Source organism: Caballeronia sp. BCC1704 (assembly GCF_902833455.1).
In the GTDB taxonomy this organism is placed as follows: domain Bacteria; phylum Pseudomonadota; class Gammaproteobacteria; order Burkholderiales; family Burkholderiaceae; genus Caballeronia.
Genome location: NZ_CADFFT010000002.1, coordinates 485,496 through 501,419, shown reverse-complemented (window position 1 = coordinate 501,419; position 15,924 = coordinate 485,496). Strand labels below are relative to the sequence as shown.

The window sequence follows — 15,924 nt, the reverse complement described above, 5'->3', positions numbered from 1 at the left end:
CGGCAGACGAGCGAAAACCCGCATGCGGCGGCGGCCTTGCGGTGTCGTCGGGATGAACGGACGCGTCGCTCAGGCCTCGATGACCTGGGACGTGTTGAGAGTATGCGTCGAGGATGCGATGAAGTGTGACCAGACGTGCGCCGCGCCCTCGCGCAGCGCGCGGCCACGGCGACGCACGATCATCACCGCGCGCGCGGCGTCGGGCGCGAGGGGAATGAAGCGCGTGCGGGCGCTGTCGCAAGACAGACGAGCGTGCATCGGCAAAACGCCGACGCCGAGACCGGCTTCCGCCATGCGCGCCACCGCCACCGGCTGCGTCAGCCGCTGCCGCACGGCGCCCGCCACCGCGTGGCGAGCGAGCGCGGCTTCGACGGCGGCGAGGCTGCCGGTGTCGTCGTCGAGTAGAAGAAGCGGCGTGCCGCGCAACTGCGTCCACTCCAGACGCGCGGCGTCCGCCAGCCGATGCGACGCGCCGACCACCGCTGCGAAACTATCGGCGAAGAGCGGTTCGAATGCGAGTTCGTCGAGATTGTCCGGCGCAATGACGACGCCGATTTCCGCCTCGCCCGAGCGCACCAGTTGCAGCACGGCGCTCTGCGGCCGGTCGATCACGGTGATCGATACATCCGGCAGCCGCTCCTTGCACGACGCGAGCAGCGCGGGAAGCACGCTCGCCGTCAGGCCGCAACTGCTCGCCACGTGGACAATGCCCTGCCCTTGACTGTCGGCGCGCGGCCGCAGCGTCGCTTCCAGTTCCTCGACGAGCGGAGCAATGCGCGCCAGCAGCTTGCGTCCGGTGTCGGTGAGCGTGACCTGGCGCGTGGTCCGGTCGAAAAGCCGCAGCGCGATTTCGTCTTCGAGTTCTCGAATGCTGCGGCTCACCGCCGATTGTGTAATGCCGAATTCGTCGCCGGCGCGAGTGAAGCTGCGATATCGCGCGAGCGTCACGAAAAGCCGCAACTGATGCAGTGACACCGAAAGCGCATGCGCGGGAGCGGCCGGGCGTTCGCGCATGCGCTGCGTTCCTTTGCGTTCGTTATTGAACCGACGTCTTGCCCGGCGCTTCGGGCCAGCCCGCCTGAAACGACGCGTTGATCGACGAATCGCCCGAGGTGGCGGCAACCGTGTTCTCGATCCAGCGCTTTCTCATCGGCGCGAGCACGAATTTCGCGCACAGTCCCGCGCAAATCGACGTCGTCGCGGCCGTGATGAACACCGCATTCCACGATCCGATCGACGCGAGCACCGACGCGAGCGGCACCAGCATCGAGGCCGTGCCCTTCGCCGTGTACAGCGTGCCCGCGTTGGCGGCGGCGTACTTGCTGCCGAAGGTGTCCGCGCACGTGGCCGGGAAGATCGAGAAGATTTCGCCCCAGCAGAGGAACGTCATCGCGGCGAATAGCATGAAGAGATACGGATGATGACCGAACTGCATCAGCCCGAGCAGCGCCACGCCCTCGCCCAGGAAGATGATGAACATCGTGTTCTCCCGGCCGATCTTGTCCGAGATGAAGCCGCACAGCGGACGCGTGAAGCCGTTGCAGAGGTTGTCGATGGAAAGCGTCATCGCGAGCAGCGGCAGCGTGATGCCGAACAGGTTCACCGGCATCTTGGCGAAGCCGTATTCCTTCGCGATCGGCCCGAACTGCGCGGTGGCGATCACGCCGCCCGCCGCGACGAACACGAACATCAGGTAGAGCACCCAGAAGAGCGGCGAGCGCACCATCTGTCCGGTCGTGTAGTCGATTTTGGTGGACACGATCCGCTTGGCCGGCGCGACGTGCACCGGAGGCTTCGGACGCACGAGCATCAGCGCGAGCAGGAAGATGCACACGCCCTGGAAGATGCCGAAGAACATGAACGCGTGCTCGTAGCCCGAGGACTGGATCATGTTCGAGATCGGGATGACCGTGACCGCCGCGCCGGCGCCGAAGCCCGCCGCCGTCAGACCCGCCGCGAGACCGCGCTTGTCCGGGAACCACTTCAGCGCCGTGCCGACGCACGTGCCATACACGCATCCCGCGCCGATGCCCGCGATGACCGCCGCGATGTAGAGGTGGACGAGGCTCGTCGCGTGCGCGTCGATCACCCAGCCGATGGCCGCGCACACCGATCCGCCGATCACGACCGGACGCGGCCCGAACTTGTCGACGAGCCAGCCTTCGACCGGCACGAGCCAGGTTTCCGTGACGATGAAGATGGTGAACGCCGTCTGAATGGCCGCTTGACCCCAATGGTGCTTGGCATCCATCGGCACGACGAAAAGGGTCCAGGCGTACTGGAGGTTGGCGACGAGGCCCATGCATAGAATGCCGATCGCCAGCTGAATCCAACGGTTGTGGTGACGCCCGTGCGACTGCCCGGACACCACCGTGTCTGCGCTTGCCATGTCTGTCTCCGATATCTGTCTCTGCGCTCGTGCGGCGCTTGGTGTACAGCGAGATCACCGGCGCGGGGCCGGCGGGCGTTGCGGTCGGTCAGGGAAGGTGCTCCGGCCAGGCGGCGCGGGCGTGGCGTCGCGTGTCCAGAAGGGCGATGGGTTCGCGCTTGGGGCCAACATCCGCGTCAGGCGATCGAAGAATCATTTCGAGCGATTCCCAAGAAGTCCGGATGGTCGATGCAGCCCTGTCGGGCTCGATGCTGCGTGCTCTGCGGCGCTCTTGCGTCGGCTGAAAACTGGCTTACAACTGCGGGGCACGTGAAAGCATCGTGGGGGACAAAAATGATTAAGGAAAGTTAAAAAAAATTATTGTATAAGTTAGCTATCGTGAATGGATGAGGGCCTGCCGTGCTGCGAAATGCCACTCTGCGCCAACTCAAAATCTTCGAAACGGTCGCGCGACGCCTGAGTTTTTCGCGGGCCGCGGAAGAGCTCTATCTCACGCAGCCGGCCGTGTCCACGCAGGTCAAGCAGCTGGAAGAGCACGCCGGCCTGCCTCTTTTCGAACAGCTCGGCAAGAAAATCTATCTCACTCCGGCCGGGAACGAAATGCTCCATTACAGCAGGGCGATCCTCGAGCAATTTCGCGAAGCCGACGACGCAATGGCGCGTCTCAAGGGTATTTCCGGAGGTACGCTCAACGTCGCCGTGATCAGCGCGGGCGATTACTTCTTTCCTCGTCTGCTGGCCGAATTCACTAAACGTAATACGGATGTCCGGCTCAATCTCGCCGTGCATAACCGCGAGGAACTGCTGCATCAACTGTCCGACAATTTGACGGATCTCGCCGTCATGGTGCGTCCGCCGCGCGATATGGATACGGTCAATGTGTCGTTTGCGCCGCATCCTTATGTGATCGTCGCGCCGCCGGACCATCCGCTCGTCGGGCAAAGCGATATCCCGCTGGAGTCGCTTGCCGATGAACCTTTCATCGTGCGCGAGCGTGGCTCCGATACGTGGAATTCAATGGAAGAAGGCTTCGCCGGCAGGCTCACGAATTTGAATGTCGCGATGGAGATCACGAGCACGGAGACCATTAAGCAGGCCGTGATCGCCGGAATGGGACTGAGTTTTTTATCCGCGCATACCATCAGCATGGAATTGCAGGTCGGCAAACTGGCCGTGCTGGATATAGAAGGCTTTCCGGTGATGCTCAACTGGTTTGTCGTGCATCGCAACAACAAGCGCTTGCCGCCGGTGGCGCTCGCGTTCAAGCAATTCCTGATAGACGAAGGCGCCGCGCAGATCGAAGCGATCACGCATATCGTTGCAAAGACGGGTAAACCCGATTCATAACCGAAGCTAAATGGATAGCCGAAGAAACTTTGACTGTCCTGTATGAATGGCTTTTTCTATCCTGCGTGTTATGCCCTGCGGCCACTGAGGAGACGATCATGAGCCAAGCCATGCACAACGACGACCGCGAAGTTCAGGCGCAAGTCTGCGCGTTCAATACCGCTTTCGAAGAACTCGACCTGATGTTCCGCTGGGACGCGGACATGTATCGCTCGCTGGCATCGGCGGACAGCGACTACGGAAAGATCGCGCAGTACATCGGAACGCAGTGTCCGCATTTGCTCAAGGCGTATAGCGCGGAGTTTCTCTGCCAGGCGATCGTCGAGCGCAAGAACATGACGATCGAGGCGTGCCGGCAGAACACCGTTCAGTACGAAGACAGCACGCAGCGCGCTCGGCTTTGGCGGGCGCGCGACCAGGAAGGCGCGCAGGCGCGCGTTTAAGTCTTTCTTCGGCGATGAACTCAGGGCGGCTTCGGCCGCCTTTTGCGCTTTGTTCGAGAGGCACCGCGCGTGTTCGACGCGCGGCGCTCATCGGTCGCTCAGGGCGTCAGCGATACCCACACCGCCTTCGGCTCCGTGAAGTTCTCGATAGCCACGTCGCCATGCTCGCGGCCGAAGCCCGAATCGCCCGAACCGCCCCACGGCAGCCGCACGTCCGTATAGCCGTAGGTATTGACCCAGACAGTGCCCGCCTTGAGTTCTGCCGCCATGCGATGCACCCGCCCGATGTCCGCGCTCCACACGCCGGCGGCAAGACTGTAGGCGGTGCCATTGGCGATGCGCAGCGCGTCCGCTTCGTCGTCGAAAGGAATGACGCTCGCCACCGGACCGAAGATCTCTTCCTGCGAGATGCGCATTTCGTGCTCGACGTTCGCGAACACCGTCGGCTCGACGAAGTAGCCGCGCTCGCCCGAGCGCCGCCCGCCCGTCACCAGCGACGCGCCCTCGCCTTTGCCGATATCGACGTAATCCAGCACGGTCTTCATCTGCTTGGCGGAGATGAGCGGTCCCATGTTCGTCTCGCGCTTCGACGGATCGCCGAGTTTGATGGTTTGCGCGCGCTGCGAAAGGCGCTCGACCACGTCGTCATAGGCGGCGCGCTGCACCAGCACGCGCGAGCCCGCCGAGCATACTTGTCCCGCGTTGAAGAAGATGCCCGATGCCGCGGCGCGCACCGCACTGTCGACGTTCGCATCGGCGAATATGATGTTGGCCGACTTGCCGCCCAACTCCAGCGTCACCCGCTTGAAGTTTCCCGCCGCGCCTTGCAGAATCCCCCGCCCGACCGAAGGCGAACCCGTGAAGGTGATCTTGTCGATGCCCGGATGCGCGACCATCGAATCTCCGACCACCGAGCCCTTGCCCGTGACGATGTTCAGCACGCCCGGCGGCACGCCCGCTTCGAGCGCGAGGCGGCCGACCATCAGCGCGGAGAGCGGCGTGATTTCGGCGGGCTTCACGATCAGCGTGCAACCGCAGGCGAGCGCCGGCGCGATCTTCCACATGCCGATCATCAGCGGGAAATTCCACGGGACGATGGCGCCGACCACGCCGACCGGCTCGCGCACCGTGTAGGTCAGTGCGTCGGGCCGAGCCGGCACGACCTGACCGTTGATCTTGTCGCACCAGCCGGCGTAGTACGCGAGCGTATCGATGGCGGCGGGCACGTCCTGGCGCTGGACGCCGGCAATGGGCTTGCCCGCATCGAGGCTTTCGAGCGCGGCGAGCTCTTCCTGATTCTCGCGGAGCAGTTCGGCAAGCCGCATCAGGATGCGGCCGCGCTCGGCGGCGCGAATGGCGTTCCAGGGTTTCAACGCGGCGCGCGCCGCCTGCACGGCGCGGTTTACATCGGCCGACGTGCCCTGCGCGACATACGCGATGGGCTCTTCGGTCGCGGGATCGAGATTGGTCGAATATTCGCCGCCGCTCGGCGCGATGAATTCGCCGCCTATCAATAACTCATAGCGCTTCAGATCCGCTTTGCTTTCCATGTCTCGCTCCATGCTTTATTAAATCGTTTCATGGTGAGCCAGAAAGCCGCTCGACGATAGAAAAACATTTTTATTGTTCTCATTCAGCGTCATGTATGGGCGGATATGACATCGCGACGCCAAGACTCGTTCGAGTTCGCCGCCGGACGCGGGTAATGCGCGTAATGCGCGTAATGCGAAGTAAGCGTTGCTTACACAATCTCACGCCATCGCGCCGCCTTGCCACGTAGAGTGACCGCCTGTTCGCGCACAAAGGGCAAAAAGCCCTGGCAGGCGATCAATCATTACTCTATGAGGAGAAACGTTCCATGAAAAAACGAATCATCGTTGCGCTGCTGTCGGCCGGTCTCGGACTTTCTGCGGGCGCGAGTTTCGCGCAGCAATGGCATGGCCCGGATGAGAATCACGGCCCTGGCGCCGACCACGCGCCGATGATGCACGGCCACGACGCACGCGACAGCCACGACGCGCCCCGCCCGCCGGAGCATGCCGATCGCGACCGCGGGCATCCGGACTGGCACAAGGGCGATCGCCTTTCGAGCGAATATCGCGACCACCAGTATGTGGTCGACGATTGGCGCGGCCACGGCCTGCGTCAGCCGCCGCGCGGATACCAGTGGGTCGGCGTCGGCGCGGACTATGTGCTCGTCGCGGCAGCGACGGGGCTGATCGCCCAAGTCGTGTTGGCGCGGTAATACGACGCGCGAGCGCGCAGAATCGGCTTACGCAGAGCCTTCAGCCAACTGCGCGCTTCAGTCTTCGTCTGCGAAAAGCGACGCCTGCGAGTCCTGCCGCGACGACAGGCTCGCGGATCCGTCCACCAGAAACGCCTCTCGATCCTTGCCCGCGATCCATTGCGGCGCGCGACCGCGCCCGCTCCACGTCGCACCGCTTTCTGGATCGCGATACTTGATGGCCACGTCCGGCGCCGCGTGCTGCGTGCCGGGCTTACGGCCCATCAGTTCGTTCAACGTGATGCCGTATTGACGCATCTTCTGGACGATCTCGATCAGCGCGAGGCGTTCTTCTTTGCGCCGTGCTTCGGCCAGTTCTTTCTCCAGCGACTCCCTTTGCGCCATCAACTCGGCGACTTGCGGACTTCTGTACGTCATGTTCGTGATGTGCGATTGGATATGGACAGCGGCCGATGCCCCGCCGCCGCGACAAAAACGAGAGGCTAACATGATCGGACTCGGCGCGAGCAGTCGGCGCCGATCGCTTCCTATGGGCATTTTTTTCTTGGCGGTCACGAATCGTCATATTGTTATAGATACTTCGTCATGCGAAGTATGTTGGAGCGCGGTGAGCGTCTTGTTTCTCAATGCATGCGCCGTTGTGTGTACGCATCGAATGTTATTATGTAGTCCGTATTTTCGAGCCGAATCCCACATGATGGAGAGGCAATAATCCGCGCTGAAGGTTTACATCGAAGCGAGAACGAAGTAATCTTTCGCCGCTGCCTCGGTTCCCGGCAACGCTTGCCTGTCTGCTGCATCGCTTCGCACGAAACGGGTAAATCTGACTGCTCATCGTTGATGCGGCGGATTGGAGACAGCGTGGATCGACTGCGCTGCGTGCATGCTGCGCCGCGTATCCGCATCAAATGCGCGATGAGTCGCGCTTGAACGAACGCATCGGCGATCTTCGGGTCGCCCTCGATTGCCCTGCTATTGGTCTATTGGTCTATTGGCCGGCAATGCGTTTCAACCATCGGTTTCATCCTTTCGTGGGTTGACGTGCGCCGCGATGCTTTCCGCGCGGCCTGCTTCCCTTTCCGTCCGAGCCATCCAAGACGATGAAGGCACACTTTCATCGCACACGACACGGCACGCCATTTAGTACGACTAAACACCATGAAGAATTCGACTCGACCTTGCTCATTCGTTACCCGGCCTTTCACGTCGCTTAAGCGCGGCGCGGCAGTCAGCGCGATCATGACGAGCCTGTTGCTTGCAGCCTGCGGCGGTGATAGCGGAAGCGCCGTCGACGCAGCCACCGCCAAGAGCAGCACGCTCGCAGCGACGGTGAAAAGCGCGAGCACGAACGGCTCGATCTTCTATGGCATGAACGGCCATAACAACAGCGGCGGCGCATACGACATCTCCAGCCCTCAGACGCAGCTTGCCCAACTCCACGATCTCGGCGCGACGATCTACCGGAACGAGGTCTATAACCAGGCCTCGGCGAATAAGCTCGCGGGCATTGCACAGACCATGGCGCAGGGCGGCGTGACCGTCTATCCCGTCATGTTGCTGGGCCTTGGCTATAGCAATGAGGACGATGCGTATAACGCGGGCTACAGGCTCGGCAAACAAACGGCGAGTGCGTACCACTACAAGTATTACGAAGTGGGCAACGAACTGGAGGCGAAGACGCTCAACGGAAACGTCGACGGCGTCTACTGGCAACACTACAACAACCACCAGTATCAGATTGCGCGAGGCATCATTCGCGGCCTGATCGCGGGCGTCCGATCGGAGGATACGGACGGAAAGATCGTTCTTGGCGGGACGTGGCTGCACTATGCGTTCTATCAGATGCTTGCCGACGGTTCGCAGCCTGACGGCTCGTGGGGCCATCCGACCGTGAGCTGGGACATCACGGCATGGCACTGGTACTCGAACGAAGGCGACATCACGAACGCTTGCGGCGGTACGGGCTGCCACGATGTGCTGGCGGTGCTGCATCAGATGGGCAAGCCGATCTGGATCAACGAATTCGGCGTGCGCCCGAGCCTGGGATCGCTCTTGCAGATCGCGACGTATCTCACTGGCGGCGACATGATGTCCCAGTATGTAAATGTCGCGTCGAAGTACAACATCCAGTCGATTCAGGCCTACGAACTGTACGACGATGCGGAAGGCGCGTACGGAATGATCCGGGGCGACGGGCATACGCAGAAGCCCGCTTATTCGTCTTTTCGGGACTTTGTGCGTAATCATCCGCGGTGATTCTGTTCGGTAATAGATAGCGTCGGGTGGCGGGGCGTCGTTGGTGTCTTCATGAGCTATGAGCGGAAGGGGCCACGACGCCGCGATTATGGTTCGATCAGGGGCATTCTGTCTGCTCATCCGAACGATCGCGCGGATTGTTGGGGGCCCGCATAGACTTCGGACCGTGCGGGTCGCATTTGGGCTGTCGAGCGCACGGGGCCGTGGTCGTGTTGCTGTTTTTGTCTTGATGGCCGGCTCTAGTTTCTTTTGGCTTCAACGGTCGCCAGCAGTTCGTTGCGGACCCTGAAGCCAGCTTCTTCTCGCCACTCGTTACCAGGGCGTTTTCCAGCACTCGCGCGCGCCGCTCTCTTCGCTTCAACTGCCAGTTCTTGGCGGCTCCCAATGAAGATCTAACATACTCTTCTACGGTATAGCGATGACGATTTGCCCCGGACAAAGTGCGCCTATACCGGGAAAAAAGGCGCATCCATGCATAGCTATTTAGCGCACTTCAGCCGAAGACATTTTCGTGTCGATTACTCAATGGACCTGTAAGTCGAATGCGCGCGGCGATACCCAATAGACGTCCGTGCGCTTCGAGAGAAGGTAGTCGCCGCTCAAGGTCAATTGGTTGGCGCTGCCGACCCCGTTGTTGCGATGCTGATAGTGTGCGCCGCCAGCAAGTGAGAGCGCCGGAAATACCTGATACGCCAGCCCGGCCTCATAGGTCGTCGCGCGCGGCCGGCTTCCGCTGCTGAGGTGCACGTCGGACACCATGCCGAACAAGCGCGCTTTGCCGACCATGTATGCTGCGCCTACCGCGAATTCCCCTGAATTCGAAGCAGGCGCCGCATTGTGAATAGACATGTAGGCAAGGGCCGCGCTCAGCGGTCCATTGTCATAGCTGATGACAAAGTTGTTCGAACTATTGGTGCCCATTGATCCGGCGACATTCCCAAATCCGACCATACCGCCGAACGAAAAGCCCGCGATCGACGGCGACTGATACTTCACCGCATTATTCACCTGGTCGCCCCATACGCGATTGTCGAGCGTATATCCGCCCGCCGCGTAGGCAGGAAGGCTCCACGCTAGAAGCCCTGCCGGCGTGTTAGAAGCGACAGCAAATGCCGGGAAAATGTCGCCGATGAAGTCGTACTGGCGGCCCAACGTGAGCGCTCCCCAGTTGCTCGACACACCAACGAACGCCTGTCGCCCGAACTCGAGTCGGCCTTGACCGAGAGCACCGGTTCCGACGTCAAACCCGTTCTCCAGCGTAAAGATCGCCTCGAATCCCGCTCCCAGATCTTCGGATCCTTTCAATCCCCATCGGCTCCCTTGCGAGGAACCTGACGTGAATTGCACGAGGCCGCCCTTCTGCGTCGGCGTATCGATGCGATTGGTGTAGGTGACGCCAGCGTCGACTAGTCCGTACAAGCTCACCGATGTTTGAGCCCACGAGATGCCGCACGTCAATGCCGCGACCGTTGTTATGATTGTCTTGTTGATCTTCTCCTCCTACGTATTCCTAATTACCAAGATTGGTCCCGCACACCAACACGATCAACGCTTCTGCTTCAATATTGGCCAGACAAGAGCGAGCCGAAGCCGGGCACGGACGTTTCCAGACCAAGCCGCTTCAGCATGGCGAATGCGGTCGCCACCGAAGACGAGAGCACCGGCAAACCAATCCGGTCCTCAATTGGCTGAATGGAAGCCAAAGACGGCATTTGAACGCAGGCGGACGCCACGACGGCATCGACTCCCTTGAGATTGAGATTCCGGGTTATCTCGATCGGGGCTCGCGGGTCCAGAAGTCCTACTTTCAGGTTGTCGGGGATTTCGAGCGAGATGCTGTCAACCACTTGTATGCCTGCGTCTTCGAGGTAGTCGACGACGAGCGCTGTCAGCGGCTTCATGTAGGGCGTGAGAATCGACACCCTCTTCGCGCCCAACGTCTTGATACCGTCGATCAAGGCGCCTGCACTTGTCACGACCGGCGACGGCGCGTCGTTATCGATGGTTTGACGAAGCAGCTTGGCCTCCGACGTGCGGTGATATCCGCGCCCCATGCTCATGATCGCGACAAGACACGCATAGCCGATGACATCGACGCGTGCAGCCTGTGGTTCTGTCGATGAACATCCGTGGTGATGCAGGCAACGTCCACCGGTCTTGCTCACCACCCAATGTCACTTTCACACCGATTCCAGGCCGCGACTACGACGCCTTCTTGGAAACAAAGGAAGGCAATGCTGAATCTCCGTTCATTAGATGGACAGGCATGGACTAGATGAAAGCGTGCCCACCACACGCGCGCTGAAGTGTGCAAACGTGTCAAACCATGCGCCTGCCGCTCAGAGCGTGCAATGACTCGATGAGGAAGGAACGACGCGTGCAGCAGCAGACCGTCGTTGTGGTCATCGGGTCTCGTGGTAGGCCCAGTGGGCCACGCAACCCACCAGCGTCCCCGAATTGCCCTCAGAGTGTCCCTGAAGGCAACCGTCAGGGACCAAAATCCCACTAACCTGTGCCGTTAGGGAAAAGGCTTCCGCGAATTAAAGCATAAGCTGTCCGTTCAGTGGGCTCTCGTGGCCCTCTAAGACTTCGGCGTAAAGCATAAATTGGCCTATCGAACGGAATTAAAGCAAAAGCTGTCTAATCGAACATCTGCCTGCACCACAAGCACTTTTTCACCGCCCGGTGCCCATATCGCGCTTGCGATCGACACTCGCTTCTTGGGCTGGAAAATCTCGACTGCGACACACGTCAGTACCTTCTTGCCTCGGGCGCGCCCTGCGGTCAACCTCCGCTCAGGACCACCGATGTATGTTTCCATCCACCTCGACCTTGCCCCGCAGCAGTTCCCGACCGGGACGAACCAACGCGGATCGCAATCGATGCAGCATGGCCCAAGCCGCCTGGCACGAGCCATTCTGCAAAGTCCGCTTCGGACTTAGTGCCGAAATTCCGTCCTTGCCGCTGGCGAAGTTCCCGGCGAACCATACTGTAAGTGGCGTACGGGTTCGGTCGAAGATAGTCCCCGCCATCACGGATGTTGCATCGTCACAGTCCGCGCACGTGAATCGCCCGTCTTTCAGCCGCCATCCGCAGGCGTGGGCGCATTACGGACAGACAAAAGCGGACGGCCAGCGCAGCCACCCAAGGTAGTCCAAGCAGTCGGCGTCGGACTGCAGCCGCGCCCGAAACACGCCGAAGGAGCGAGGGTCGTCGATTCCTGCGACTGGTCTGTACGTGCCGAAAGTATGCGGCCAGATCCGCTTAAAGGGACCCCATAGGGGGTCGGGGCGAATTCGCGCGACCGCCTCGAGTGCCCATCGAATCATCTCGGTAGAAGGCTCGCGCGCCCCGGAGCCAAACGACCCTACCCCGAAAGGACAGCCAATGCAGCACACACCGTTGCATCCCCGTGCCGAATCGTGCGAGCCGAGCAAAATGATTTCTTCCGAGAAAACTTCACAAATCGCTGGACAAGCTGTGAAGTCACGCGCATAATAGCTTCATGATCTTTACTGGGAAAACGTCATGAGTCACCTTTCGGCTGACACTGAAGCATCTCCGACTGGGCGATGGGAGCTGAATGCGCGGTCAATTGACGAGCAGCAATTGCAGTGGCTGTTTAGCGACTTGCTTGTGCATCTGCTGAAAACGTTAGATAGCATCTTCGGCGCGACCCAACTGGACAAACATCTCCTGGGCTTCCCCTTACCAGATCTCCGTCCGGCCCGCCTCGGTGCGGGGCTCGATATGGACACGAAACAGCAAGTCCAGCAGCAACTATCAAGGATGGACGCGTGGAAATGCATTAAGGCGGTGTATGACTTCGGAGTGAAGGGCATTCCCGATGAGACGGGAGTAAGCATCTACGAAATCAATAAGTTTGCCCGCAGGATTACTGCACTGTTCAATGCAGTCTATCCAGATAAAACGAAGCTGTTCAATGAACTAGTTTTTCTTTCGGAAGCCCGCGTTGAGCTCCAGCGCCCTTTCGGTCACATCACGGTCGAGGCGTTGGTGGCCCTTGGTGGAGTTGACGCTCGGACGGTTCGGAATGCGATGGCGGCGGGCGACATCGTGTTCAAAAAGGTCGGAAGTCTAGTTGAATTCGACCCTGCGTCGGCACGCCGGTGGCTCACGGGCAGACGCGGATTTGTCCCGACAAAGCCATCAGTGCGCGACATCGATGTAGAGAACGTAAAGACGCCTGCGGAATTCGCTCAGTTCGTAAAGGCTGTTAGAGCGAAGCTCACGGCGGACGGTGCCGATGCGGAGCCACCGGTGGACGCTTCAGCGATGGCTGATCTGGAGAGCGGGCTCTTTAGGCTACCTTTAGATTTGGCGTTCTCGCTGGCAGACTATTTCGGGCTTCAGCGAGAGCGCTTCCTCAAGTGTGTGATGCGAGTTTTCTTTCCTGCGCAGTACGCATTGCTGTCGTCGTAATCGTTGCCTCCTTCAAAAAACCTTCCCCTCTTACCCACGAATCGGAGTAGCTATGTTAAAGGACAACTTGAAGGGCACTTCCAACGTCGTGCGTCAATTTTCCGAATATGCAAAGCTTCGGGAGGCATATTCGACGCAGACAGCGAACGAACTGACGGTCGGAAGCCTCGCTAGGCATGGAGTAAAGGCGACCCCATCAGAGGTCGGCGCTTGGCATAAGCTGAACATGGCTGCCGCTCATGGAAAAATGGAAATTGAGGCCATACGTCGCGATGCGGAATCTTCTGCGCGCGTTGTTGCCACGGCCATGATTGCTTCGGCACGAAACGCCTGCGGATCGCAATTGACCTTAGAGAGTGACTTGAACGAAGACGACGCAAACGAAACCGGTGATGGTATCGACGAGGAAGAAGAGCGGCTGACGATCGACGAAATCTACGGGCACGACGATCCCGAAGCAAATGCTGACGCGGCGCTCGACGATGTGCTGAAACTAAAGTAACGCGCAGAGTAATCCCGAGCAACGATGACGTGGCCATGTTGACGGAGCTTCCATAAGAAGCGAACCGGACCAGAACACTGCTTCCACAGGCGCTGGTTGTATTAAAGCATGCACACCGGCCTTGGACGACCACCGCCTGCTGCAGATCACGTGAAGGAATGCCGTGCACGTTTGTTCAGCGGCACGAAAACCAATGACATATCGGAGCGCTCTTGTCGCTTCGCTATGGATTCGGTCAGTGTTATAGCCTGAGCGAACCGCGGATCATTCGAGATGCCTTCGAAGATTGATACCTTTTCAAGCTTTTTTACTGTTCATGACGCTACCACCTGACTCACAACTCGACCTTCTAGATCTACTTGAGTCACATCAAATTCTGGCGCCGAGATTCAAGTACTCTATAGCGTTAGCTGAAGATGGACCGGAAGGCCTTTTGTTCATGGAGGCGTTCACTCACTCTCAAGTGGATCCTACGAAGTGGGCCTCAATGGCGACAGAGAAGTGGCCGCTAGTTGCAACGCTGACGGCCGGCTACGTGCGCATGTATCCCGCCTTTTCAAATCCGCACGCACAGCGTTACTTGACGCCGAAGCATCATCCCTTGCGCTACGTAGAATACCGAGACGGCGACGGTCATGAAATTCCGTCCACTGCTGACGAAGCGATCGAAGAAATTACGTCGCGACTCCCGTGGGGGATATTTAAGCGGCCGGAGGAAGGGCTCGGCTTCGCGAAGGAGCTCGAGCATGTGGTCCGCACTATAGGACGATTGCCAAATATCCAAGCGATGATTGTCGTGAGCGACGGAAGTTCACGCCTTGCCGAGAGCGAAGTATTCGTTTCTGAAGATGATATGGATTCTCTCAGAAGAGCTATGAATAGAATAGACCGACGCAAACGAGAGGGAATAAGCCGCGAGAAGTCGAGCTTTGTCTTCAACCATCTCCTCGTCAAGCTGGATCCGGCGCACTTTGGCCGCATCGGCTATCTTCCGGCTGATTCTGCTCCACGCAGCGCGAGCGGAGCGTTCTCTCGCCAGGCAACTAGGCTTCGACGGCAAGCAGATGCGGCTGCTGTCGCCCGCGTACGCGACAGCCTGCCGTCTCTCGCGGCCGAAAGTCCGGCTGTGCTCATGCAGCTTCGAGCAGAGATTGAAAAGGTCACCCTCTCAGAAATGATCGAGAAGTTTGACCGACTACTCAATGAAGATCTGCCCGAATCGCGCTGGCAGGCCTTCTTTGAGGCACATCAGTTCATCCTCGAGATGGTGTTCGCGCGCCCCGTGCAACTGGTAGCCACACAGTTTCATGCGCAAGTAGCTTCGCTCACAGGCTCCGGAGCACAGATTGGAGATTTCCTATTTCGACGCACAGGACGAGGGTTGGCGATCGTTGAGATCAAAAAACCCGCGACGCAGTTGGTATCGACTACGCCCTACCGGAACATGACGGTCTTTGCGCCATCGAAAGAATTGAGCGGCGCGGTCATACAGGTCTTGTATCAACAGAGTGCGATACGGACGAACTGGCTAGCTCACCAGAGCACCAGCAACTTGCGCAATGCTAGTCCAGACGCCATCTCGTGCATTATCATAGCTGGGCGCCTTCCGACCGAGGAAAACCAACAACGAAGCTTTGATGTTTTTCGTAACGCCTGCAAAGATGTGGAAGTATTAACTTTCGACGAAATGCTCGCGAAACTGCGACACGTTCGCGACCAGCTAGGAGGCTCGAGTTCCGTTGCCGGAAGCGCAGGCGTCTAACGTAGCCGCGCGCGTCATAAGCGGAAGGTGACCTGTTTGTCCTGTCTGAAGCGTCAACAGATTGGAGGGTCTCTTCTGGCGGCGAATGCAAACAGGTCTGGCATTTCGACGAACCACGGAGAAACTCAAAGCCTGAGGATCTGCGTTGGCCGTAGCGAAAGTCAATAGCAGTTCCTTCCGACGCGAAGTGTCATGGCGGATGCAAAGGTTCAAGAATGAACTGCGAACAGTCCGCAGCAGGGCGCACCGCCCGACACGCGAACGGTCGACTATCGCTGATGCGCCGTACTCAAGCGCAAACGTGTCGTCCTTCGTTAGATAAGCTGAACCGGCGTCATTTGGAAGTGCAGTTCTTTGACGCCGCCTTACAAATCGAGTACCGTTGATTCTCTTAGATCTCATCAGCCTGACTTTTAAGCGCACTCGCCCTCTGTGACGCGGTCGGGCCCTTGATCGCCTTCGCCTGCACCGTCGCAAGATCTTTGATCCGCGGCGACGGCATTAGGTGATGCATCTTTACGGCTGCGAGGCGGTCGT

The 15,924-nt window shown here is 59.4% G+C and carries 13 protein-coding genes; 7 read left to right on the top strand and 6 right to left on the bottom strand.

The window, feature by feature from the left end:
- Positions 1 to 69: 69 nt before the first annotated feature.
- Both HWX53_RS11930 and oxlT read right to left on the bottom strand, forming a co-directional pair.
- Positions 70 to 1,014 carry a LysR family transcriptional regulator gene (locus HWX53_RS11930; protein WP_175941038.1) on the bottom strand — a complete coding sequence of 315 codons (945 nt, stop codon included), beginning with the start codon at positions 1,012 to 1,014 and terminating at the stop codon, positions 70 to 72.
- Between the two features lie 22 nt (positions 1,015 to 1,036).
- Entirely contained in the window at positions 1,037 to 2,389 is a 1,353-nt protein-coding gene (gene oxlT, locus HWX53_RS11925; RefSeq protein ID WP_175941037.1) for an oxalate/formate MFS antiporter, read from the bottom strand.
- Between the two features lie 402 nt (positions 2,390 to 2,791).
- On the opposite strand from oxlT, the gene HWX53_RS11920 reads away from it, so the two are divergent.
- Positions 2,792 to 3,736, top strand: coding sequence for a LysR family transcriptional regulator (locus HWX53_RS11920; RefSeq protein ID WP_175942370.1), 945 nt, complete (start codon positions 2,792 to 2,794; stop codon positions 3,734 to 3,736).
- A gap of 98 nt (positions 3,737 to 3,834) precedes the next feature.
- On the top strand, positions 3,835 to 4,179 hold the full coding sequence (locus tag HWX53_RS11915) for a hypothetical protein (protein ID WP_175941036.1): 345 nt from the start codon (positions 3,835 to 3,837) through the stop codon (positions 4,177 to 4,179).
- A gap of 98 nt (positions 4,180 to 4,277) precedes the next feature.
- Here the strand turns inward: HWX53_RS11915 and HWX53_RS11910 are convergent, their stop codons facing one another.
- On the bottom strand, positions 4,278 to 5,729 hold the full coding sequence (locus HWX53_RS11910; protein WP_175941035.1) for an aldehyde dehydrogenase family protein: 1,452 nt from the start codon (positions 5,727 to 5,729) through the stop codon (positions 4,278 to 4,280).
- Positions 5,730 to 6,037: 308 nt separating this feature from the next.
- On the opposite strand from HWX53_RS11910, the gene HWX53_RS11905 reads away from it, so the two are divergent.
- Positions 6,038 to 6,424, top strand: coding sequence for an RcnB family protein (locus tag HWX53_RS11905; protein WP_175941034.1), 387 nt, complete (start codon positions 6,038 to 6,040; stop codon positions 6,422 to 6,424).
- Between the two features lie 57 nt (positions 6,425 to 6,481).
- Here HWX53_RS11905 and HWX53_RS11900 read toward each other — a convergent pair whose 3' ends face one another.
- Positions 6,482 to 6,841 (bottom strand): H-NS histone family protein, encoded by a 360-nt coding sequence (locus HWX53_RS11900; RefSeq protein ID WP_175941033.1) that lies wholly within the window; start codon positions 6,839 to 6,841, stop codon positions 6,482 to 6,484.
- Between the two features lie 822 nt (positions 6,842 to 7,663).
- Between HWX53_RS11900 and HWX53_RS11895 the strand changes: the two genes are divergently transcribed.
- Positions 7,664 to 8,680 carry a lipopolysaccharide biosynthesis protein gene (locus HWX53_RS11895; RefSeq protein WP_244140083.1) on the top strand — a complete coding sequence of 339 codons (1,017 nt, stop codon included), beginning with the start codon at positions 7,664 to 7,666 and terminating at the stop codon, positions 8,678 to 8,680.
- Positions 8,681 to 9,202: 522 nt separating this feature from the next.
- Here the strand turns inward: HWX53_RS11895 and HWX53_RS11890 are convergent.
- Positions 9,203 to 10,156 (bottom strand): porin, encoded by a 954-nt coding sequence (locus HWX53_RS11890; protein WP_279612498.1) that lies wholly within the window; start codon positions 10,154 to 10,156, stop codon positions 9,203 to 9,205.
- Positions 10,157 to 10,239: 83 nt separating this feature from the next.
- Positions 10,240 to 10,821: an Asp/Glu racemase gene (locus tag HWX53_RS11885; RefSeq protein ID WP_244140134.1), complete on the bottom strand. Its 582-nt coding sequence runs from the start codon at positions 10,819 to 10,821 to the stop codon at positions 10,240 to 10,242.
- A 1,387-nt stretch (positions 10,822 to 12,208) separates the two neighbouring features.
- Between HWX53_RS11885 and HWX53_RS11880 the strand changes: the two genes are divergently transcribed.
- The 3 genes from HWX53_RS11880 to HWX53_RS11870 all read left to right on the top strand — a co-directional run bounded on the left by HWX53_RS11880 (position 12,209) and on the right by HWX53_RS11870 (position 15,387).
- Positions 12,209 to 13,123: a hypothetical protein gene (locus HWX53_RS11880; protein WP_175941031.1), complete on the top strand. Its 915-nt coding sequence runs from the start codon at positions 12,209 to 12,211 to the stop codon at positions 13,121 to 13,123.
- A gap of 52 nt (positions 13,124 to 13,175) precedes the next feature.
- Positions 13,176 to 13,625 (top strand): hypothetical protein, encoded by a 450-nt coding sequence (locus tag HWX53_RS11875; RefSeq protein ID WP_175941030.1) that lies wholly within the window; start codon positions 13,176 to 13,178, stop codon positions 13,623 to 13,625.
- Positions 13,626 to 14,112: 487 nt separating this feature from the next.
- Positions 14,113 to 15,387, top strand: coding sequence for a Shedu immune nuclease family protein (locus HWX53_RS11870; RefSeq protein WP_175941029.1), 1,275 nt, complete (start codon positions 14,113 to 14,115; stop codon positions 15,385 to 15,387).
- Positions 15,388 to 15,924: the final 537 nt, after the last annotated feature.

Coding starts and splice junctions, on each gene's coding strand:
- HWX53_RS11930 (WP_175941038.1), bottom strand. CDS start 1,014: ATGCGCGAACGCCCGGCCGCTCCCGCGCATGCGCTTTCGGTGTCACTG.
- oxlT (WP_175941037.1), bottom strand. CDS start 2,389: ATGGCAAGCGCAGACACGGTGGTGTCCGGGCAGTCGCACGGGCGTCAC.
- HWX53_RS11915 (WP_175941036.1), top strand. CDS start 3,835: ATGAGCCAAGCCATGCACAACGACGACCGCGAAGTTCAGGCGCAAGTC.
- HWX53_RS11910 (WP_175941035.1), bottom strand. CDS start 5,729: ATGGAAAGCAAAGCGGATCTGAAGCGCTATGAGTTATTGATAGGCGGC.
- HWX53_RS11905 (WP_175941034.1), top strand. CDS start 6,038: ATGAAAAAACGAATCATCGTTGCGCTGCTGTCGGCCGGTCTCGGACTT.
- HWX53_RS11900 (WP_175941033.1), bottom strand. CDS start 6,841: ATGACGTACAGAAGTCCGCAAGTCGCCGAGTTGATGGCGCAAAGGGAG.
- HWX53_RS11895 (WP_244140083.1), top strand. CDS start 7,664: ATGACGAGCCTGTTGCTTGCAGCCTGCGGCGGTGATAGCGGAAGCGCC.
- HWX53_RS11880 (WP_175941031.1), top strand. CDS start 12,209: ATGAGTCACCTTTCGGCTGACACTGAAGCATCTCCGACTGGGCGATGG.
- HWX53_RS11875 (WP_175941030.1), top strand. CDS start 13,176: ATGTTAAAGGACAACTTGAAGGGCACTTCCAACGTCGTGCGTCAATTT.
- HWX53_RS11870 (WP_175941029.1), top strand. CDS start 14,113: ATGGCGACAGAGAAGTGGCCGCTAGTTGCAACGCTGACGGCCGGCTAC.